This is a genomic window from Rugamonas violacea, from assembly GCF_016461825.1.
Classification (GTDB): Bacteria; Pseudomonadota; Gammaproteobacteria; order Burkholderiales; family Burkholderiaceae_D; genus Rugamonas.
In genome coordinates, this window is the sequence record NZ_JAEMNU010000055.1 from 94,666 (window position 1) to 115,859 (window position 21,194).

Genomic DNA, 21,194 nt, shown 5'->3' on the forward strand with positions numbered 1-21,194 from the left:
TCAAGGGCAGAGCGGCGACCGGTGTATTTTTAACATCAATCTTAATCCCGTGCCAGATAAAAAATGAATGTTGGAAATATTCTTTGCGGACCTCTTGGGCGCAACAATGTGTGATCTTTCGCCGCATAAAACTGTCTATATTGGTGAGTTGCCACCCCTGCCACCGAACGCCACTGCCGGAGGAACCATGCCAGCCGATGCCGATGCGAACGTACCCAGCCACGCCGAGGAGTTGCGCGGCAACCTGACCCGCAAGCTCGACAGCCTGGGCTTCGACGCCAGCAAGGACTTCGACAAGGCGCGACTGGCCTTCAGCCCGGGCCGGAAACTGTCCGACGAGGAACTGTGGCAGGTGCTCAACGTCAAGGCCGGCAGCGTGTTCAGCGAAGTCTTCCAGTTCGAGCTCGACGCGCTGGCCGACGGCGTGCCCGACGGCACCCGGCCGGTCAGCCTGGCCGAGGTCAACCAACGCGCCCACCGACAGAAACTGTCCGGGCTGGCGTTCTCCGGCGGCGGCATCCGCAGCGCGACCTTCAACCTCGGCGTGCTGCAGGCGCTGGCGGAAATGCGCCTGCTGCGCGACTTCGACTACCTGTCGACCGTCTCCGGCGGCGGCTACATCGGCGGCTGGCTGTCCAAGTGGATCAAGGAAAAGGGCGGCAGCGTCGAGGCGGTCGAGGAGGAGCTGATCGCCGCCAACGACGTCCGGCGGCCGCGCAGCGAGCCGGCGCCGGTGCAGTTCCTGCGCCAGTACAGCAACTATCTGACGCCGAAGACCGGCCTGTTCAGCGCCGACACCTGGACCCTGATCTGCACCTACAGCCGCAACACCTTGCTCAACCTGACCATGCTGGTGGCCTGGCTGTCGGCGCTGTTCCTGTTGCCGCGCATGGTGGTGTCGGCCGTGCACAGCGAAATGCGCACGCCGACGGCGGACGCCTGGCCCTACGCCGCCGCACTGTTCCTCACCACGGTCGCCTTCATCGCGCTGAGCATCTCGCGCAAGGGGCCGAAGGTCGGCGCCGGCTTGCTCGGCCAGACCCAGGGCAAGATCCTGTTGTACATCTGCCTGCCCTTGATGCTGTCCGGCTTCCTCGGCAGCCTGGCCGTGTGGGAGAAGAGCGAGGAGCTGGTGGCGTTCTGGGACGCCATTCCCGCCACGCTGAGCGACTATCCCTACCGCTGGCTGCTGCTGCCGGGCCTCCTGTATTTCCTGGCATGGTCGCTCGGTTGGGGCGCGGCGCAGTTGCTCAACCGTCGCGACGCCAAGGCCGCGGCGGCCGAGACCGCACTACCCTTGCCGCGCCGCGAGTCGCGTCAAAAAGTGCTGATGGAGGGCCTGGGCCATTTGCTCTGCGCCTTGGGTGCGCTGGCGGTCGGCACCGTGCTGCTGCTGAAGGGGCTGTCGCTGGCCAGTCGTTCGTCCTTCGCCACCTTCGACGCGGTGCAACTGGCCTGCATGGGCATGCCGCTGATGCTGGCGCTGTTCGGCCTCACCATCACGCTGATGATAGGCTTGATCGGCCGCATGTACCTCGACCAGAGCCGCGAATGGTGGGCGCGCCAAGGCGCCTGGACCTTCATCTTCGCCATCGGCTGGCTGGCGCTGTTCGCCTGCACCTTCTATCTGCCGCCGCTGCTGGACTGGGCTTATCAACACTACACCGCGACCACCACGCTGGGCGCCGCCATCACCTCGGCGGTGACCTTCTTCGGCCTGAAATCGGGCAGCGACAAGGCCACCGGCAAGCCCGGCGCGAGCAGCAAGCTCGATCTGGCGGCGCAGGTCGCGCCCTACGCCTTCAGCCTGCTGGCGATCGCCGCGCTGACCACGGGTCTGCAATATGTGGTGGCCACTCTGCCGCTGGTGCAGCATGCCGAGTCGGGCGTGGTGGTCTACTTCGACAGCTATCTGGCCGCCAGTAGCGAAGTCAAGATCGGCGACATCGGCACCCTCTTCCTCAAGCTTCTGGCGGTCGCGCTGATACTCGGCTGGCGGGTCGATATCAACAAGTTCTCGCTGTACATGATGTACCGGATGCGCCTGGTGCGCGCCTACTTCGGCGCCAGCAGCCCCAGCCGTAGCCCGCATCCCTTCACCGGTTTCGACCCCAACGACGATCCGCCGCTGGAGTCCCTGCTGCGCCAAGCCGGCGCCGCCCCCACCTCGGGGCCGACGGCGGCAGCAGCGGCACCAACGGCAGCTTCGGTAGCAGCGGCAGCTGCGGCTGGCGCCGCAGCCGAGCTGGCGCCGGCCCGGCCCAAGCTGCAGCGACCCTACCACCTGATCAGCGCCGCCATCAACCTGGTCAACGGCAAGGAGTTGGCCTGGCAGACCCGCAAGGCGGCCAACTTCTGCTTCACGCCGGCGTTTTGCGGCTTCGAAATGCCGGCCATGCGCGGCGCCGACCGCCTGGCGGTGTGTCCGCAGCGCGGCGCCTTCCGCCCCACCGCCAGCTATGCCTCGACCTCGACCTCGACGCTGTTCAAGGACGACGACTCGGTCGTCAAACTGGGCACGGCGGTCGCCGTGTCGGGCGCGGCGGCCAGCCCCAACATGGGCTACCACTCCTCGCCGCAGCTGACTTTCCTGATGACGCTGTTCAACCTGCGGCTGGGCCGCTGGTCGCCCAATCCAATGAAGGAAAAGAGCTGGATGAAGTCGTCGCCGGGCATCGGCCTGTTCAGCATCCTGTCCGAATTGTTCGGCCTGACCGACGCCGAGGCCGACTTCCTCTACCTGTCCGACGGCGGCCACTTCGAAAACCTGGCCCTGTACGAGCTGGTGCGGCGGCGTTGCAAACTCATTGTGGTGGTCGATGCCGGCTGCGACGACAAGCAGAATTTCGAAGACCTGGGCAACGCGATACGCAAGTGCGCCACCGACCTGAACGTCGCCATCACGCTCGACGCGCGCAAGATCCGCAAGGTCGGCGACGGCGACACCTTCGGCGCCAGCTGCGTCAGCGGCCGCATCCACTACAAGCAGGCCGACGGCAAGGCGCGCGACGGCGTGCTGTTGTACATCAAGCCGACCATCGTCGGCGACGAAAACGCCGACATCTTCAACTACAGCAAGATGCACCCCGAGTTCCCGCACCAGAGCACGGCCGACCAGTGGTTCGACGAGGACCAGTTCGAGAGCTACCGTTCCTTGGGCTACCAGATCGCGTTTGCCGCGCTGCGCCAGGTCGCCGCCAGGTCGGCCCATCCGCGTTGGCAAGGCGCGCAGCGGAAGTGGCGCATCAGCTACATCTGCCGTCTGCTCAGCCAGCCGGCACCGCCGCCGCCGGCGCAAAAAACCAGCAACGTGGTGCCGATGACGGACCGCCGGGTGGACCAGCGCCGCGCCTCGGACGGCTAGATGCCGCCGGCCGCAGCCGCCGACCGGCCTCGCCGCCGACGCCCCCGCCCCCCGCCCCAGGCCGCTTTCCGCTCAATAGCGGAAGGTGGCGCCGATATAGGCGTAGCGGCCGGACGGCAGGCCAGCCCGTGTGAGCACGTCGCCGGCGACCAGACGCTCGTAGTTGACGACCAGGCTCAGCCGCTCGCTGACCGACCAGTTGCCGACGATGCGTAACAGGCCGCCGATCCGCCGCCCGCTCACCTTCTGCGTGCCCGCATAGGCGCGCATACCGCCGGCATACGCCGCGTCGCTCTCGCTGAGCCGTCGCGCAAAACCGTATTCCACCGCCAGCTTGCTCGCCGGCGTCGGCGTAAAGGAAATGCCCGGCGCGATCATCAACAAGTTGGCAAGGCTGAGGAACTGTCCCTCGCCCAGATAGTTGGAGCTGGCGTACAACTGGTTGAAGCCCCGGCTGCCGCCGCCGGCACTGGCGCCGCCGGAGGCGATGTCGACGTGCGCCGTCAGGCTCGGCTTCCAGGCGCCGCCGGACAGCGCCAGGCTGTGCACGGCGAACAAGCCCCAGGCGTCGACGTCGCGCTCGACGGACCTACCGCTTTGGTGGGCTAGCGTCCAGTCGAAGCGCAGGTCGCCGCGCCGGCCCCACAGGCGGGCACCGACGGTGTCGCGCGCATCGCGGCCGAGCTTGCCGGCGGCGCGGTAGGCCGGATTGTCGCTGTGTATCCAGAACGGGTCCAGGTAGGTGTTGGGTCCGTTGCCGGAGTCCACGATCAGGCTGGCATTCAGCCCCCTCAGGCGCTCGGCATGATTGATCTCCTCGTCGAAGAAGCCTGCGGCCAGACGGGTGGCGCGCAGCTCGAAGGCGCCGACGCGCATTCCCTCGCCGTGGGCATACAGGCGCACGCCGTTCCAGCTGCGATGCATGTTCGGCCCGTCGCTCAGGCTGAGCAGTTGCCGCGGCCCGTCGGCGAACTCCTGCCGCCCCAGCATGGCGCCGACCAGCGTACCGCCGGCAGAGCGCCTGACGTCGACGAACAACTGTTGCAAGGAAGCGTCGTTCTGGAAGTTGGCGCTGGCGCTGGCGCGGCGGCCGGCCACCTGGCCGCTGCCCAGCTCGGCATACACGCGCAACTGGGGATGCAGCCGCAAATCCGCGCCCAGCACGGCGCGCAACAGGCCCTGTCGATAGTCGTTGCCAGGTGTCAGTTGGCCATTGCCATAGTTGTCGTAGCGCAGGCGGGCCTCGGCACTCAGCGTCAGCGAGGCCGCGCCGGCGAGCGGCAGCGCCTTCCACCACGGCGCGAGGCCGGCCGCGCGCATGCCGCTCCAATCCTCGGCCCAACGGCTGGCCATCAAGCCCTGGCCGATTTCCGGCCCCCAGCCGGCCGCGTTGAGGGGATAGGGATCGACCGGCGTCGCCGCATGCGCGCCGGCCAGCTCGCTACCTTCGCATTTGTTCGGCGCCGCGCCGCCCTGCGGCGCGGTTTGCGCCAACGCAGCGGCCGTCCAGGCTAACAGAACCATCGCAGTGGCGCCCCCGGCGCAGAATTTATTCACGACCACAACCGCCCTCCTTCACACCCTTTGCAGCGGCGGCACGGCGCGCCAGCGCCTGGCTGAGGGCCGCGATGGCGAGCGCGCCGCCGATCAGCGCGGCGGCGACGGCGAAGGTGAGCCGCATGCCGGCCACCACGGCCGTCGGACCGGCCATCGTCATATCGCCGGTCGCGGCGCCGAAGGCGAACACGGCGCCCATCACCGAGGCGCCGGTGACCAGGCCGAGATTGCGCGACAGGTTCAGCAGGCCGGCGATGACGCCGCGCTGTTCCGCCGCCACATCCGTCATGACGGCGGTGTTGTTGGCCGCTTGGAACAAGGCATAGCCGGCGGTGACCACCACCAGCGGAATGACATAACCGGCCACGCCGACGCCGGTCGGCACCAGTGGCAGCGCGGCACAGCCGGCCAGCATGCCGAACAAGCCGCCCATGCTCATGCGCTGCGCGCCGAAGCGGTCGACCAGGCGGCCGGCCGGCACGCCGCTCAGCGCGGCGACGATCGGGCCGGACGACATCACCAGGCCGACCCGGGCGGCGTCGAGCGCCAGCGCGCCGGACAAGTAGAAAGGACCGACCACCAGCGTCGCCATCACCACCGTGGTGACCAGCGCGCTCATGGCAAACCCGGCGCTGAGCAGCGGATTGCGCAACATCGACAGGCGGATCAGCGGCGAGGCGGTCTTGCTTTCGGCCAACACGAACATGCCGACGCCGACCAAGGCCATCAACAACAGCGCCAGGTTGACCCGGCCGAAACTGCCGTGCCCGGTCGTCACGGCCAGGGCGTAGGCGGCCAGGGTCAGGGCCAGCAACAGGGTGCCCAGATGGTCGAAGCGGGGCCGCGCCGCCCCCGCCACGCGGCGGTCGGCCGGCAGGAAGCGGTAGGCCAGCAGCAGCGCCAACACGCCGAGCGGGACGTTGACGAAGAACACCGCCGGCCAACCCAGCGCGGCAATCAGCACCCCGCCCAGCGTCGGGCCAAGCGCCGTGCCGACGGCGGACATGGTGCCGAGCAAGCCCATCGCGCTGCCGGTCTGCGCTTTCGGCACCGTTTCGGCGACAAACGCCATGGTCAGCGCCATCATGACGGCGGCGCCCAAGCCTTGCACCGCGCGGGCGCCGATCAGCAGACCAAGCGTGGGGGCCACGCCGCAAAGCACCGAGGCCAGCGTAAACAGCGCGATACCGCCCAGCAGCAGGCGGCGGCGGCCGACCAGGTCGCCCAGCCGACCGACGCTGACGATCAAACTGGTGATGGCGAGCAAGTACGCCAGCACCACCCATTGGACTTGCTGAAAGGTGGCGTGGAAGGCTTGCGCCAGCGTCGGCAAGGCGACATTGGCGATGCTGGTGCCCAGCGCCGACAGCAACATCGACAGCGCCAAGCCGGCCAGCGCCCAGCGCACCGAGGGACTGAGCGGCGCCGGCCCTGCGCTCGCGTCGGCCGGTTTTGCATCGAGTGTTTTCAAAATGAACTCCTGGTTGAATCGCTCGCCACATGGAGCTATTCACACCTTACCCGCTGGCCATACATGGCGGAAGACGCAGCATTTGCACTGTGTTCATGCGTCTGACGCCACATCAAAGGCGTGCCCGCTGGCGCTCTCCAATAGATTGACAGTTGCCGCGAAGGGTCTTAGAGTTCGGCGCATGGCCATTCCCGACCTCAACTTATTGATCGCCCTCGACGCCGTCCTCGCCGAGGGCAGCGTCGCCCGCGCCGCCCGGCGTCTACGACTGAGCCCGTCGGCGATGAGCCGCGCCTTGGCGCGTTTGCGCGAAACCACCGGCGATCCGCTGCTGGTGCGGGCCGGACGGGGCCTGGTGCCCACGCCCCGCGCGCTGGAGCTGCGCGGCCGGGTCAGTCAACTGGTGCAGGAGGCCGAGGCGGTGCTGCGCCCTGCCGACGTGCTCCAGCTCAAACATCTGGTGCGCACCTTCACGCTGCGCACCCGCGAAGGCTTGGTGGAGAACTTCGGCGCCGAGCTGATCGCCCGCGTCGGCGCCGAGGCGCCCGGCGTGCGCCTGTGTTTCCTGCAAAAGGACAACAAGGAGAGCGCCGCCCTGCGCGACGGCAGCGTCGACCTGGAAACCGGCGTGGTCGGCAAGGCCACCGGGCCGGAGGTGCGCAGCCGCGCCCTGTTCCGCGACCGTTTCATCGGCGTCGTGCGCGCGGGGCACCCGCTGAGCCGGGGCGAGATCACGCCGGCCCTGTACGCGGCCGGCCGCCACATCAACGTCTCGCGCCAGGGTTTGGCCGGCGGCCCGATCGACGCGGCGCTCCAGCCGCTTGGCCTGGAGCGGCAGATCGCCTGCATCGTCGCCGGCTTCTCCAGCGCGCTGGCGCTGGCGCGGAGCTCCGACCTGATCGCCACGGTGCCGGAACGCCACAGCGGCAATCTGCGCGCCGGCCTGTACAGCTTCGCCCTGCCCCTGGCCGTGCCGGAATTCACCGTCTCCATGCTCTGGCACCCGAGAATGGATGCCGACCCGGCGCATCGCTGGTTGCGCGGCTTGCTGCTGGAGATCTGTGCGCTACCAGCCTGAGCAAAAAATAAGCATCCGAATGGTTGCCCTTCGACAAGGCCATCGACTACTCGACCGAGACGCCGACGCTGGTGACCTTCACGCTCAAGGACGCGCCCGGCAGCGCGGTCCTGCTGACGGTGGTCGAATCCGGTTTCGACCAAGTGCCGGCACACCGCCGCGCCCTGGCCTTCGAGATGCACGGCCGGGGTTGGGTGGCCCAGTTGCAGAACGTGGCGCGCTATGCCGGCAGCAACTAGCGCGGCACCGCGCGGCGGCGCCGGCGACCCGGCGGCGGACTTGCCCGCGCCGGCGCCATCGCTGGCCCCGGTGTTCGCCGCCCTCGGCGATCCGGTCCGGCTGAAGCTGGTGCGCGAATTGTGCGCCGGCGGCGCCTACTCGATCGCCCATCTGACCCAGAACACCGCGATCAGCCGCCAGGGTGTCACCAAACACCTCGGCGTGCTGGCCGAGGCCGGCATCGTGCGCGACGTCAAAATCGGCCGCGAACGCCTGTGGCAGTTGGAACCGGCGCGCATCGACGAGGCCAAGCGCAGCCTGGAATCGATAGCCCGCAAGTGGGAGCAGGCGCTGGCACGCATCAAGAGTTTCGTCGAGAAGAACGACTAGGCAGTCGAGGCCGAACACGATCAAGGATGAACGTGGCGGTGGTGGATATCTGGGTAGTGTTTGTGGGCATGCCGCATCGTTCGGTGTTGATGCGGATGTACGTGCGGTTCCATGCCGTCCCAGAGAAAATCGTGGCCGTGTTGGTGATGAAGATCATGAGTATGGACATGCGCATGCTCCATCGGCTCGTGCAGGTGTTCGTGCTCATGTGACTCGGTCAAGTGTAGCCAGATCCCGCCGCCCATCAATACGGCGGCCGTCCAGAACAGCCAACCCGGCTGTTCGCCAAGCATCGCCAGCGAAATGACGGCACCCACGAAAGGCGCGACGGAAAAATATGCGCCGGTACGCGCGGTGCCCAGATGCCGCAAGGCCAGCACAAACATCACCAGGCTCAGACCGTAGCCGCCCAGGCCAACCAGACCCGAGGCAAGGATGGTGCTCATCTGTGGCAGTTGCGCACCCAAGGCGAGCGCGATGATCAAGTTGACGGAGCCGGCCACCAGTCCCTTTACCCCGGCGATCTGCACCGCGTCGCTGGCCGACACCTTGCGCGTCAAATTATTGTCGATACCCCAGCACAGGCAGGCGCCGACAATCGAAATGGCGCCCCACGGCACGCCAAACGCCGGGATTTGCTCCCACGACAGCAACAGGCCGGCCGCGACAATCAACAACATGCCGACAAAGATGCGACGGTCGAAATTTTCCTTGAACACGAACCAGGCCAGAATCGAGGTCAGCACGCCTTCCATGTTGAGCAGTAACGACGCTGAAGATGCCGGTGTGAGCATCAGTCCGAACATCAGCATTACCGGACCGGCGATACCGCCAGCGGCGATCGCTCCGGCCAGCCAAGGCAAATCCTTGCCTGTCAGCCCGGCCGTCGCTGTGTTGCCGCCGCGCCGCGCCAGCGCGCGCAGCAGATAAAACGTCAGCAGGCCCAGTCCACTGCCCATATAGAGGATACCGGCGAGCAGCACCGGCGCCACATGGCCCAGCAACAGTTTGGCGAACGGTGTGCTCGCACCAAATAGCGCGGCGGCCAGAAGCCCGTAGAACACGCCCTTGTGCATGCCGCCGTCTTGATTCAACTTCTCGCTCATGATGCCTTCCAAAACAGGGGGGCGCTAGCTTATCACGTTCAAATGCCGTCCCGCAGCCAGACTAGGCCCGTCCGGCGCGGTAGGCGCGCACCCAGTCGACGAACTCGTCGGCCGGCATCGGCCGCGCGATCAGATAACCCTGCACCGTGCGGCAGCCGTGCTCGCGCAGGGTGGTGCGCTGCGCCTCGGTTTCGACGCCCTCGGCCACCGAGGCCATGCCCAGCGCGTTGGCCAGGGCGATGACGGCGTCGATGATGGCCAGCGCCGCCGCGTCGTCGAACATCTCGCGCACGAAGGACTGGTCGATCTTCAACACGTCGACCGGGAAGTGGCGCAGATAGTGCAGGCTGGAGAAGCCGGTGCCGAAGTCGTCGATGGCCAGCGAGAAGCCCAGGCCCTTGAGTTCGCGCAGTTTTTCGGCGGTCTGGCCGGCGTCGCTCATCAGCATGCTCTCGGTCAGCTCCAGCTCGATCAGCGCCGGCGCCACGCCGCCGGCGCGCACCAGGGCCTCGGTCGAGGCGACGAAGTCGGCCTGCTTGAACTGGCGCGCCGAGACGTTGACCGCCAGCGTCAGCCCGGCGATGCCCAGCGCCTGCCAGCGCAGCAACTGGCGACAGGCCTCGCCGAGCACCCATTGGCCGATCGGTTCGATCAGGCCGGCCTCCTCGGCCACCGGGATGAAGCGGTTGGGCGGGATCAGGCCGTGCTTCGGGTCGCGCCAGCGGATCAGCGCCTCGGCGCCGTTCAGCGCGCCGCTGACGGCGTCCAGCTTGGGTTGGAAGTACAGCACGAACTCCTGCTGCGCCAGGGCGCGGCGCAGGTCCATCTCCAGTTGCAGGCGCTCCAGCACGTTGACGCTGAGCTCGGGGGTGTAGAACTGGAAGGTGTTGCGGCCGCAGTCCTTGGCCAGGTACATGGCGGCATCGGCGTTGCGTATCAACAGCTCGAAGGTCTCGCCGTCGGCCGGGAAGCAGGCGATGCCCATGCTGGCGCTGACGTGCAGCGCCATGCCGAAGATCTCGAAGGGGCGCGCCAACTCGCGCAGGATGGCGTCGGCGCGGGCCGCCAGTTGGGCGCCGTCGGCCGTGCCGGGGCAGAGCATGACGAACTCGTCGCCGCCCATGCGGCTGACCGTGTCGCCGGCCCGCACCACGGTGGACAGGCGGCCGGCCACCTGGCGGAGCAGCTCGTCGCCGGCGTTGTGGCCGAGCGAGTCGTTGATGTTCTTGAAGCGGTCGATGTCGACGAACAGCAGCGACAGCATGCCCTGCTCGCGTCTGGCCTTGGCGATCTCCAGGCCGGCGTGGTCGGCCAGCAGGGTGCGGTTGGCCAGGCCGGTCAGCTCGTCGTGGTAGGCCAGGTGGGCGATGCGCCGCTCCTGTGCCTTGCGCGCGCTGATGTCGGAGAAGATCGCGATGAGGTGCTCCTGCCGGCCGTCGGCGTCGCGCACCAGGCTCAGCGAGAACCAGGCCGGATAGCCGCCGCCGTCGCGCCGCCGGCAGGCCAGCTCGCCCTGCCAGGAGCCGGACTGGCGCAGCGTGGCGCACATGGCGCCGAAATGGCGCCGTTGCGCGGCGCCGTCGGCGAGGATGCGCGGATCGCGCCCCAGCATCTGGGCGGCGCTGAAGCCGGTGATGCTGGCGAACACCGGGTTGACCGAGATGATGCGGTTGGCTTGGTCGGTAATCATGATCGCTTCGTTGCAGGCGTCGAAGACCTTGGCCGACAGGCGCATCTCGCGCTCGCTGAGCGACAGGTCGAGCAGGGCCTTGCGCGCCCGCAGCATGTAGCGGATGCGGTAGGCCATGGTGTCCCAGCTGATCGGCTTGGCGATGAAGTCGGTGGCGCCGGACTGGTAGGCCAGCAGGATCGACTCGGCGTCGTTGAGGCCGGTGACCATGGCGATCGGCACGTCGCCGCCGGGCAGCGTGCGCAGGTGGGCGCACAGCGCCACGCCGTCGCCGTCGGGCAGCATCACATCGAGCAGCAGCAGGTCCGGCTGGGCCTGCTGGAACTGCAACAGCGCCTGCGCCACGCTGCCCGCCTCGACGACGTCGAAGCCGCCCTCCTCCAGCGTGGCGCGCATCAGCAGGCGCGCCGCCAGCTCGTCCTCGACGATCAGGATCAAGGGCCGGGCGCGGGCCGCCGGCGCCGCCCGCCTCATGCCGGTTCCTCTTCGCGCAGCAGCCGCAACTCGTCCTGCGCCCGAGCAAAGGCCAGGCTGGCCTGGGCCATGGCCTCGCCGATCTGCTCGGTCTGGCCGTTGCGGCCGCGCTGCTCCAGCTCGATGCACAGCTGCGCCAGTTGGCGCGCGCCGACGTTGGCCGAACCGTTTTTCAGCGAGTGGGCGCCGCGCACCAGGGCGGCGTAGTCGGCGCCGTCGACGGCGGCCTGCATGTCGCGCAGCAGGCCGGGCGACTCCAGCAGCCAGGCGTCTAGCACGCGCAGCAACAGGCCCGGGCGCAGCTTGCGGATGGTGTCGATGGCGCCGGCGTCGATGCTGGCCGCGCCGTCCGTCGCCGTCGCCGTCCCTGCCTTGGCCTTGGTCCCGGCCGCAGCAGAGGCAGCAGTAACGGCGGCGGCGGCGGCGGCGGGGGGGGGGNNCGGCCGGCGCCGGCGGCGCCGGCCGCAGCGGCAACCAGCGCGCCAACAGGTCGCCCAGCTGGTCCTGGGTGAAGGGCTTGGCCAGGTAGTCGTCCATGCCGGCGTCGAAGCAGCGCTGGCGGTCGCCGGCGATGGCGTTGGCGGTCAGCGCGATGATCGGTAGGTGGCCGCAGGGTTCGCCGGCGCGGATCGCCGCCGTGGCCTGGTAGCCGTCCATCTGCGGCATCTGGCAGTCCATCAGGATCAGGTCGAAACGCTCGCGCTCAAGCAGGGCGATCACGTCGAGCCCGTTGGCGGCCACCTCGCTGGCCACGCCCAGGTTCTTCAGCATGGCCAGTGCCACCTCCTGGTTGGTCAGGTTGTCCTCGGCCAGCAGCACCCGCCCGCCCAGCCGGCGCGCCGCCCTTGGCGCCGGCTGGGCGCCGGCCGGCGCGCTCTTGCGCAGCGCGGCGCACAGCGCGTTGTACAACTCGGACTGGCGCACCGGCTTGCTCAGCACCAGGCGCAGCGGACCATCCGGATCGGCCGCGCCGGCGTCGCCCGCCGAGCTGAGCATAATCACCGGCAGGCCGGCCAGCATCGGTTCGGCGCGCAGCCGGGCCAGCAGGCCGTGGCCGTCCTCGTCGGGCATCATCATGTCGGTCAGCACCAGCTCGAAGCCGTGGTCCGGCCGGCCCAGCAGCGCCATCGCGGTGGCCACGTCGCCCGCCGTCACCACCCGGCAATGCCAGGAGCGCAGCTGCTCGCTGAGGATCTCCAGGTTGATCTGGTTGTCGTCGACCACCAGGATGCCCATCGCCTCGAACATCGCGTCGGGCCGCGCCTCGGCCGCCGGCGCGCCGGCCAGCTCCAGCACGAAGTGGAAGTCGCTGCCGCCGCCGGGCGTGCTGGCGACTTCGATGCGGCCGCCCATCAGGCCGACCAGGCGCTGCGAGATGGCCAGCCCCAGCCCGGTGCCGCCGTAGCGCCGGGTGGTCGAGCTGTCGGCTTGGGTGAAGGCCTGGAACAGTGCGGCCAGCTGGGCCGGCGCGATGCCGATGCCGCTGTCGCTGACGGCGAAGCGCAGCCGGTACCGCTCGGGCGATTCGGCTTGCAGCTCGGCGCGCAGCATCACCTGGCCGCGCTCGGTGAACTTGATGGCGTTGGCCACCAGATTGGTCAACACCTGGCCCAGGCGCTTGCTGTCGCCGCGCAGCATCAGCGGGCGCGTCGGCGGTTTCAGGTGCAGCGCCAGGCCCTTGCCGTGGGCCAGCGGGGCGAAGCGCTCGGCGATGTTTTCCAGCAGCAGGGTCAGGCTGAACACGGCGGCGTCCAGCTCCAGCTTGCCGGCCTCGATCTTGGAGAAGTCGAGGATGTCGTTGAGGATCGCCAGCAGGTCCTCGCCGGAGCGGCGGACGATGCGCACGTAGCGGCGTTGGCCGTCGTCGAGACCGGTGTTGCCGAGCAGGTCGGTCATGCCGATCACGCCGTTCAGCGGGGTGCGGATCTCGTGGCTCATCATGGCCAGGAACTCGCTCTTGGCGCGGTTGGCGGCCTCGGCCGCGTCGCGCGCGCGCACCAGGTCGGCGGTGCGGCGCGCCACCTGCTCTTCCAGATGGTCGCGGTGGCCGACCAGCTCGGCCTCGCGCGTCTCGATCTGGGCCAGCATGTCGTTGAAGCGCCGCGCCAGTTGCGCCGCCTCGTCGGCCCCCTCGCCCGGCGCGGCGCGCAGCGCGTAGTCGGCTTGGCGGCCGACCTGGTTGGCCAGCTCGGCCAGGCGCAGCAGCGGCGCGCTGAGCCGGGTGGCGGCCAGCCAGGCCAGCGCCGACACCAGCGCCAGGGCGCCCAGGCCCAGGCCGCCGGCCAGCAGCATGGCGCGGTACTGCGCCTGGCGCAACTGGTCGAGCGAGGCCAGCAGCTCCACCGCGCCTATCGTCGCGCCCCGGTTGACGATGGGCGCGCGCGCCGCCAGGGTGTCCCTGCCGGCGCCGGCGCCGGTGTCGGCCAGGGCGGCGCCGTGGTAGGCGGCGAACTCGCGGCCGTCGGCCGCGACGATGCTGGCGCGCGCCACCTCCGGCACGGCCTGCAGCGATTCCAGCGTCTGCAGGGCGGACTGGCGGTCGTCGAAGGTCAGCGCGGCGGCGCTGTTGATGGCCAGCGTCTCGGCCAGGCTGCTGAGTCCGTGCTGGGCCTGGCTGCGCAGGGTGGCGAACTGTATGCTCAGAAACACCAGTTCGAACAGCACCAGGGCCAGCGCGCAGACCGCCACCACCATCGCGGTGATCTTGTGTCGCAGCAGCAGTTGTCGCCAGATCCGCATCGTGCCGTCCCCTCCTATCGGTTGTTGATCGCCAGCTTGAGCAATTGGGCGCTGACCTTGTAGCTGCCGCGCCGCATCACGTCGAGGTTGACCTTGAACTGCATGCGGCCGTCGAGCTCGACCAGGCCGATGGCGCCGCCGGCGTCGACGAAATTTTCGCGGTCGCCCACCGTCAGCAACGCGGGCTGGCCGGCGCTGAGCTGTTGCAGCTCGCGGGCGTTGCCGTCGTGGAGATACAACAGGTGGCAGCGCGTCGTGCTGTCGGCCGCCGCCAGGGTGCGCACCTGGATCGGGCGCTGTGCGATGGCGCGCCCGTGCACGGCGGCGAAGGCGGCCTCGGTGCGGCGGTCGGGATTGACCACGCACAGCACCAGCGGGTCGCTGGCGGCCTCGCCCGGCCATTCGGTGAACTTGAGGAAGTTGTAGACCAGCGCCGCCTTCACCTCGGCGGTGGCGGCCACGCCCTGCGCCGTCAGCGTCAGCGTCGGCGCCCAGGCCGCCAGCAGCAACAAAGCCCCGCAGCGCCGTTGGCGGCACTGGCCAAAACGCAGCGGGCGGTCGGTGTTCTGCATGGCGGTGTCGGCAAGACTTGCGTGCTGGAATCGGACAAAGTATAGACCAGTTCCGCCGGGAAAGTGGCTTCATGCAAGCGGGTGTGAACAAAATGCAAAACCCGACACGGCCGGCCGAAACTGGTCTACCATCGGCCAGATGGCGCGGCGGCGGCGCCCGCCGCCACGCGCCCGGACGGCGGTTTTTTCGCGCCGCGCCGACCCATTTCCACCCGTCAGGAGGTGTTGATGCCCAGACTACGCCGCCATGCCGCCTGGCCCATCGCCGCCGGCCTGCTGGCCGCCCTGCCGGCCGCCGTGCCGGCCCGCGCGGCGGGCGCCGCCGACGACCTGTTCAACATCAGCGTGCAAGAGCTGCTCAACCTGCCGATCGAAACCGCCAGCCGCCATCTGCAGGGCAGCCGCGAGGCGCCGGCCATCATCTCGGTGGTCACCGCCGACGACATCCGCCAGTTCGGCTACCGCTCGGTGGCCGAGGCGCTGGCGCAGGTGCCCGGCATGTACGCCATCGACGACCAGGTCAGCCCGAACGTCGGCGTGCGCGGCGTCAACGCCGGCCTGCGCGCCTATTCGCGCATCCTGAAGGTGATGATCGACGGCCAAGCCATGGCCTTCCGCGCCGACGCCGGCAACTTCCTCGGCCCGGCCCTGCTGGCGATGGAGGCGATCGAACGCATCGAGGTGGTGCGCGGCCCGGCCTCGGCCCTGTACGGCGCCGACGCCTTCCTCGGCGTGGTCAACATCATCACCCGCAGCGCCGAGCAAACCGAACACAGCGTGACGCTGCGGCGCGGCGCCGGCCAGGATGCCGGCAACGGCCTGGCCTTGTTCAGCGCCGGCCGCAGCGCACGGCTGCCGGAATTGCAATGGCTGCTGTCGGCCAGCGGCGCCACGGCCGACCGCAGCGGTTTGGAACTGCCGCGCTCCTCGCCCCTGTACGCCCGCGCGGCGGCCGGCGGCGCCGCCTCGCAGGACGACCTGAGCCGGCCACGCAACCTGCTGGCCAAGCTGAGCCACCAAGGCCGCCACAGCGACAGCGAGCTGCTGCTGCACGCCTACCGCGTCGACAGCGACGCCGAGTTCCTCGACTTCGGCACGCTCAGCCACAACAACCGCCTGGCCGTGCTGCAGAAAACCGCCCGCCTGACGCACGAGTACCGCGGCCTGGCCGACTGGACCTTGCGCGCCAGCCTGGCCAGCACCAGCGGCGGGCCGGACGGCCGCGAACGGCTCAGCCTGGGCGCCGCCGGCAACTATCCGCAGCGCGACTTCGGCTTTGTCGAGCGCAGCGCCAGCGTCGACGTCGAGCGCCGCCTGGACGCCAACCAGAGCATCGCCGTCGGGCTGGACGCCAGCAACGACCGCGAGCGCCAGTTGCGCATCTACAACGTCGACCTCGCCAGCGGCCAGCGCGTCCTGCTGGCCGGCGACGGCAGCGTCCGCAACACGCGCCAGCGCGGCGTCTATCTGCAATACAGCGTGCGGCCCTGGTCCTACCTGGGGCTGACCGCCAACGCCCGCCGCGACCACCATTCCGTCTTCGGCGACAACAGCAACTACCGCCTGGCGCTGGTCGGCGAGCTGAGCGCCGACCTGTCGTACAAGCTGCTGTACGGCACCTCCTACAAGGCGCCGTCGGCGCTGCAGTTGTACGCCCAGCCGCTGTATCCGGGCGAGGTGTTGGGCAATCCCCGGCTGCGGCCGGAGACCTCGCGCAGCAGCGAGCTCGGTCTGCACTGGCAGTTGGCGCCCTCGCTGGCCTGGTCGGCCAACGCCTACCTGTTGACGGTCAAGGACAAGACCGAGCTGCTGCCGGCCGGCATCAACCTGCAGCCGCAGAACAGCGGTCAACAAAAGGGCCACGGGCTGGAGAGCGAGCTGTTGTGGCAGGCCGGCGCCCAGCGCGTGCGCGCCCAGTTCGCCTGGGCCGACACCAACAACGAGGACCAGCCGCGCCTGCAAGAGCTGCTGGTGGCGCCGACCGCCAGCTATCCGCGCCTGACCTTGCGTTTGAGCTGGCAGTATCTGCATCCACGCTGGGGCGCGCTGGCCGTGTCGGCCCGCCACGTTTCGCCGCGCCGGGCCAGCAAGATCAACAGCCAGGAAAACCTGCTCAAGCCCTATCAGCTGGACGCCTACCAGTTGCTCGACCTGAACTGGCGGCGCGACTTCGGCCCGCACGGACTGGCCTTGCGTGTCGCCAACCTCACCGACCGCCGTTACGCCGAGCCGGGTTACGGCGGCGTCGACCTGCCCGGCGCCGCGCGCAGCGTCGTGCTCAGCTACACCTACCATTTCTAGCCCGGAGCTCGCGCCATGCCTAGCCGCTTCACGCCGACCCGCACGCCGCTGCCGCCGCGGGCGTTCGCCTTGTCCCTGAGCCTCTCCCTGTCCCTGTCCCTGAGCCTGCTGCTGGGCGGCTGCGGCGGCACCAAAGTCGACTGCGATCCGGTGCGGCCGGCACCGGACACGCTGAAAATCGGCCTGCTCACCACCAAGACCGGCGCCGCCGCCAACCAGGGCCTGTTCGTCGAGTACGCGGCGCGCCTGGCGGTACGCGAGATCAACGCGGCCGGCGGCGTCAACGGCCAACAGCTCGAACTGCTGCTGCGCGACGACAAGCTCGACCCGCTGGCCGGGGTGGCCGGCGCGCGCGAGCTGCTGGCGCTCGACCCGGTGGCCATCATCGGCCCCTTCTCAAGCCGGGTGGCGCTACCGGTGGCGCAGCAGGTGACCATCGCCGCCGGCATGCCCTTCGTGGTGAGCGGCTCCTCGCCGCTGCTCACCGCGCTGGACGACAACAACACGGTGTGGCGCACGGTCGCCTCCGACACGCTGCAGGGCGCCGCGCTGGCCGACTTCATGCTTGAACAGGGCCTGCGCAACATCGCCATCATCCACGTCGACGACGCCTTCGGCCAAGGCGCCAGCGAGGCCGTGTGGGCCCGCCTGGCGACGCGCGGCGTCACGCCGCTGGTCAGGGTGAGCTATCCGACCAGCAAAACGGTCGGCTTCGAGACCGAGCTGACCGCCCTGCTGGCCAATGGCACGCCGCAGGCGGTGCTGATCGTCGGCTTTGCGCTCGACGGCGCCAGCATCGCGCGCGCCCTCCAGGAACGGCTGGCCGGCCGGATGCCCAAACTTTTCGGCGCCGGCAACTTCGGCGCCGCCTTCCTCAGCAACGCCGGCGACGCCGGCGTCGGCATGCAGGTCGTCTCGCCCACGGCGCCGCGCAATGCCGTCGATTACGCCGCCTACCGCGCCAGCTTCCTGCGCGAGGCGGGCCTGGAACCGGAGGGCACCTCGTTCACCGGCTACGACTCGGTGTACCTGATCGCGCTGGCGTTGGCCCAGTCCGGCAGCAACAGCCGCGCCGCCGTGATGCGCTCGCTGCGCCAGGTATCGCGGCCGGACGGTGCGCAGGCGGTCGAGATCCATCCCGGCGAGTTCGCCAAGGCGCTGGCGGCGATCAAACAGGGCGCGGACATCGACTACCAGGGCGCCGGCGGCCGCATCGACTTCGACGCGGCCGGCGACCCGACCGCCGGCACCTATCTGTTCCTCGAGGCGGTGCGCGGCGCCGACGGCCAAGTCGGCTTCGTCGAACGCAAGGTGGTGACCTTCCCGTGAGGCGCCGTACTCTTGTCCTGTCGGCCCGCCTTGACCGCGCGCACAAAGATCGCCCGTAGTTGATATAAATCAAACTGACTGCCGTCGCCGGGGATAAGCTCATCCGCTTACCGCCCCTTCGGAGTTTCAAATATGAAAATATTGTCCGCCGCCTGTCTTGCCCTCTCGCTCATCGCCGGCGCCAGCCAGGCCGACGAAACGTGCAACTCGCCGTATATGGCCAACCTGATCAAGGGCCAGGAAGACTACCTGCATGTCTGGACGTTGGGCATCAAAGGCATCGGCGACGGCAGCGACAAGCTGGTCACCCTCGACGTCAATCCCGGCTCGCCCCGCTTCGGCAAGGTGATCGCCTCGCTCTCCGTCGGCGGCCGTGGCGACGCCCACCACGTCGGCTTCACCGACGACCGCAAATACCTGTGGGCCGGCCGCCTGCAGGACAGCAAGATCTTCGTCTTCGACGTCGGCACCGATCCGGCCAAGCCGCGCCTGGTCAAGACCATGCACGACGTGGTGCAAAAGAGCGGCTTCGTCGGCCCGCACACCTTCTACGCCCTGCCCGGCCGCATGCTGGTCGGCTTCCTGTCGAACAAGCGCGACATGGGCGGCGCCACCGGCATGGCGGTCTACAACAACAAGGGCGACCTGATTTCCACCTACGACAATCCGACCGGCAAGATCGGCGATGTCCAGGGCGACGGCTACGGCTACGACCTGGCCATCAACCCCGGCCGCAACGCCATGCTGACCTCCAGCTTCACCGGCTACACCAACTACCGCACCGAGCTGCCCAAGCTGATCAAGGACCCGGCGGCGATGCAAAAATTCGGCAACACCATGGTGCTGTGGGACTTCAAGGCGATGAAGCCGCAGCAGATCTTCAACACGCCGGGCGCGCCGCTGGAGATCCGCTGGTCGCAGGCCGAGGGCGACAACTGGGCCATCACCGCCACCGCGCTCGGTTCCAAGCTGTGGCTGATCAAGCCGGACGCCGCCGGCCGTTGGCAGGCGCGCGACGTCGGCCCGATCGGCGACCCGGCGCAAACGCCGCTGCCGGTCGACATGTCCATCACCGCCGACGGCAAGGGCCTGTGGGTCAATACCTTCATGGACGGCAAGACCCGCCTGTTCGACCTGAGCAATCCGGAGGCGCCGCGCCAGGTCTACGAAAAAGTCACCGGCAAGCACGTCAACATGGTCAGCCAGAGCTGGGACGGCAAGCGCATCTACATCACCACCAGCCTGCTCGAACACTGGGACCTGGACAACGACGACCACTTCCTCAAGCTCTACCACTGGGACGGCCGCGAGCTGCAACAACAGTGGAAGGTCGATTTCTACAAGGAAAAGCTGGGCCGTCCGCACCACATGAAATTCAGCGCCAAAGCGGCAACGAATGTGGCGTCGCTGCGTTAAGCTGGCCCTGCGCTGCGGCCGGATGCTCGGCAGCCGGCGCCTGGGACGGAGGCTGGCGCGCCTGCCCGCCGTGCCGCTGGCCGGCCTGACGGTGGTGTTGATGATCGCCAGCGCCGCGCAAAGCCAACGGCCGGCGCCGGCGCCGGCCAGCGACATCGCGCCGGCCGGCAGGGTTGCGCGGCCGCCGCGCCTGGTGGCGCCGGCGCCGGGCAGTTACGTGCTGCCGGTGATCCAGCTGGGTCCGGCCGGCACCGTGCTCGACACGGCCGGCCGCGCCGTGCCGCTGCAAGAGCACACCCGCGGCCGCGTCACCTTGCTCAGCTTCATGTACACCTACTGCGTCGACCCGACCGGTTGCCCGCTGCTGTTCTCCACCATGTACGGCTTGCACGAGCGGCTGCAGGCGACGCCGGATCTGGCGCGCCGGGTGCGCCTGGTCAGCCTGTCCTTCGACCCCGTCAACGACACGCCGGAGACCATGGCGCGCTACGGCGGCTCCTTGGCGCGCACCGACAAGCCCGTGCGTTGGGATTTCCTCACCGGCCGCTCGGTGGCCGAGTTGCAACCTATTTTGGCCGACCTGGGCCAGCCCGTTGCCATCCAACTGGACGCCGAGGGCAAGCCGGCCCGGCTGTACTACCACATGCTGAAACTCTTCCTGTTCGACCGCCAGGGCCGGGTGCGGGAAATCTACAGCTCGGCCTTCCTCCAGCCGGACATGATCTACAACGACATCCGCACGCTGCTGCTGGAGGAGGATGCGAGTAGGGTCGCCGGCAAGTGAGCATGCCGCCGCCCGGTTCAAGGCCTTGACCACAACTGGCTTAGGGGCACGTCGGACAAGCCGTCATTCCCGCGCAGGCGGGAATCCATACGGCGCATGAATCCCCGCCTATGGACGAACAATAAAGTCATCTGCCGCAAAATGGCTTCCTTGCGTTCTGCTGAATAGTGTTTCACTGCCCGTCTTTGCTCCGCCCCCTGTACGATTACGAGAAATCAGATGACGCGACAACTATCCTGACACAGGGGGGATCCCCGACTGTCCGCTCTGCTCGGCACCGTACTGCGCCAGCCAACGGCGGATCGCGGTCTGCCCAATACCCATGCTTTCGCTCACGTTCAGGATGCTCTGCCCCTGCTCTTTGATCATCCGAACCACTTCCAGCTTCAGGCTGGGCTCGAATGTCTTTCGCTTTCTTGTTGCCATGTATCACTCCTCAGATGGTGGATTTTCCACCTATTGAGGTGTCCAGGCAAATTAGACCACAGCAAGCTGCCCAAAGTGTCATCTTCAGTCACGAAAGATGGCCGAAGGTGCCAGATAGCAGCATCGTGTTGAACTATCGTAGTTGTTTCATGTCTCTATGAGAATCGCATGGTAGTCACAAAACACCCCCCTGTGTCAGGATAGTTGTCGCGTCATCTGATTTCTCGTAATCGTACAGGGGGCGGAGCAAAGACGGGCAGTGAAACACTATTCAGCAG

At 68.4% G+C, this 21,194-nt stretch carries 15 protein-coding genes and 1 pseudogene; 8 read left to right on the forward strand and 8 right to left on the reverse strand.

The genetic code is table 11. From position 1 onward, the window contains the following. Positions 1-187: 187 nt before the first annotated feature. Positions 188-3,364, forward strand: a complete 3,177-nt coding sequence (locus H7U20_RS30230) for a patatin-like phospholipase family protein (RefSeq protein WP_233410696.1) — start codon at positions 188-190, stop codon at positions 3,362-3,364. A gap of 72 nt (positions 3,365-3,436) precedes the next feature. Here the strand turns inward: H7U20_RS30230 and H7U20_RS12020 are convergent, their stop codons facing one another. Both H7U20_RS12020 and H7U20_RS12025 read right to left on the reverse strand, forming a co-directional pair. Then, a complete protein-coding gene (locus H7U20_RS12020) occupies positions 3,437-4,888 on the reverse strand; it encodes an alginate export family protein (protein WP_199759383.1) in 1,452 nt (483 codons plus the stop codon). Positions 4,889-4,913: 25 nt separating this feature from the next. Further along, complete coding sequence (locus H7U20_RS12025; RefSeq protein WP_199759400.1) at positions 4,914-6,395, reverse strand: MFS transporter; 1,482 nt, start codon at positions 6,393-6,395, stop codon at positions 4,914-4,916. A gap of 178 nt (positions 6,396-6,573) precedes the next feature. On the opposite strand from H7U20_RS12025, the gene H7U20_RS12030 reads away from it, so the two are divergent. The 3 genes from H7U20_RS12030 to H7U20_RS12040 are packed head-to-tail and all read left to right on the forward strand — an operon-like array spanning position 6,574 to position 8,079. After that, on the forward strand, positions 6,574-7,470 hold the full coding sequence (locus tag H7U20_RS12030; RefSeq protein WP_199759384.1) for a LysR family transcriptional regulator: 897 nt from the start codon (positions 6,574-6,576) through the stop codon (positions 7,468-7,470). A gap of 23 nt (positions 7,471-7,493) precedes the next feature. Beyond that, complete coding sequence (locus H7U20_RS12035) at positions 7,494-7,709, forward strand: SRPBCC family protein (protein ID WP_199759385.1); 216 nt, start codon at positions 7,494-7,496, stop codon at positions 7,707-7,709. Next, positions 7,693-8,079 (forward strand): ArsR/SmtB family transcription factor, encoded by a 387-nt coding sequence (locus tag H7U20_RS12040; RefSeq protein ID WP_199759386.1) that lies wholly within the window; start codon positions 7,693-7,695, stop codon positions 8,077-8,079. Before H7U20_RS12035 ends, H7U20_RS12040 begins: the two co-directional genes overlap by 17 nt. 20 nt (positions 8,080-8,099) lie before the next feature. Here H7U20_RS12040 and H7U20_RS12045 read toward each other — a convergent pair whose 3' ends face one another. The 5 genes and pseudogenes from H7U20_RS12045 to H7U20_RS12055 form a co-directional block, all read right to left on the reverse strand. Then, complete coding sequence (locus tag H7U20_RS12045) at positions 8,100-9,155, reverse strand: DMT family transporter (RefSeq protein ID WP_199759401.1); 1,056 nt, start codon at positions 9,153-9,155, stop codon at positions 8,100-8,102. Between the two features lie 91 nt (positions 9,156-9,246). Then, on the reverse strand, positions 9,247-11,349 hold the full coding sequence (locus H7U20_RS30910) for a putative bifunctional diguanylate cyclase/phosphodiesterase (RefSeq protein WP_370593147.1): 2,103 nt from the start codon (positions 11,347-11,349) through the stop codon (positions 9,247-9,249). After that, positions 11,346-11,582 carry an Hpt domain-containing protein gene (locus H7U20_RS30915; RefSeq protein WP_370593148.1) on the reverse strand — a complete coding sequence of 79 codons (237 nt, stop codon included), beginning with the start codon at positions 11,580-11,582 and terminating at the stop codon, positions 11,346-11,348. The genes H7U20_RS30910 and H7U20_RS30915 overlap by 4 nt, the downstream gene beginning before the upstream one ends. 268 nt (positions 11,583-11,850) lie before the next feature. Beyond that, positions 11,851-14,088, reverse strand: a pseudogene (locus tag H7U20_RS30920) (response regulator); the annotation flags it as partial. A gap of 14 nt (positions 14,089-14,102) precedes the next feature. Beyond that, entirely contained in the window at positions 14,103-14,660 is a 558-nt protein-coding gene (locus tag H7U20_RS12055) for a YfiR family protein (RefSeq protein WP_199759388.1), read from the reverse strand. A 228-nt stretch (positions 14,661-14,888) separates the two neighbouring features. On the opposite strand from H7U20_RS12055, the gene H7U20_RS12060 reads away from it, so the two are divergent. The 4 genes from H7U20_RS12060 (at position 14,889) to H7U20_RS12075 (ending at position 20,490) form a co-directional block, all read left to right on the forward strand. Continuing rightward, entirely contained in the window at positions 14,889-16,961 is a 2,073-nt protein-coding gene (locus H7U20_RS12060; RefSeq protein WP_199759389.1) for a TonB-dependent receptor plug domain-containing protein, read from the forward strand. A gap of 15 nt (positions 16,962-16,976) precedes the next feature. Further along, positions 16,977-18,290 (forward strand): ABC transporter substrate-binding protein, encoded by a 1,314-nt coding sequence (locus H7U20_RS12065; RefSeq protein WP_199759390.1) that lies wholly within the window; start codon positions 16,977-16,979, stop codon positions 18,288-18,290. A 132-nt stretch (positions 18,291-18,422) separates the two neighbouring features. Then, a complete protein-coding gene (gene mtoX / locus H7U20_RS12070; RefSeq protein ID WP_199759391.1) occupies positions 18,423-19,706 on the forward strand; it encodes a methanethiol oxidase in 1,284 nt (427 codons plus the stop codon). Further along, positions 19,687-20,490, forward strand: a complete 804-nt coding sequence (locus H7U20_RS12075; protein ID WP_233410698.1) for an SCO family protein — start codon at positions 19,687-19,689, stop codon at positions 20,488-20,490. The genes mtoX and H7U20_RS12075 overlap by 20 nt, the downstream gene beginning before the upstream one ends. A 231-nt stretch (positions 20,491-20,721) precedes the next feature. Here the strand turns inward: H7U20_RS12075 and H7U20_RS12080 are convergent, their stop codons facing one another. After that, positions 20,722-20,916 (reverse strand): transposase, encoded by a 195-nt coding sequence (locus H7U20_RS12080; protein ID WP_199759392.1) that lies wholly within the window; start codon positions 20,914-20,916, stop codon positions 20,722-20,724. Positions 20,917-21,194 lie beyond the last annotated feature (278 nt).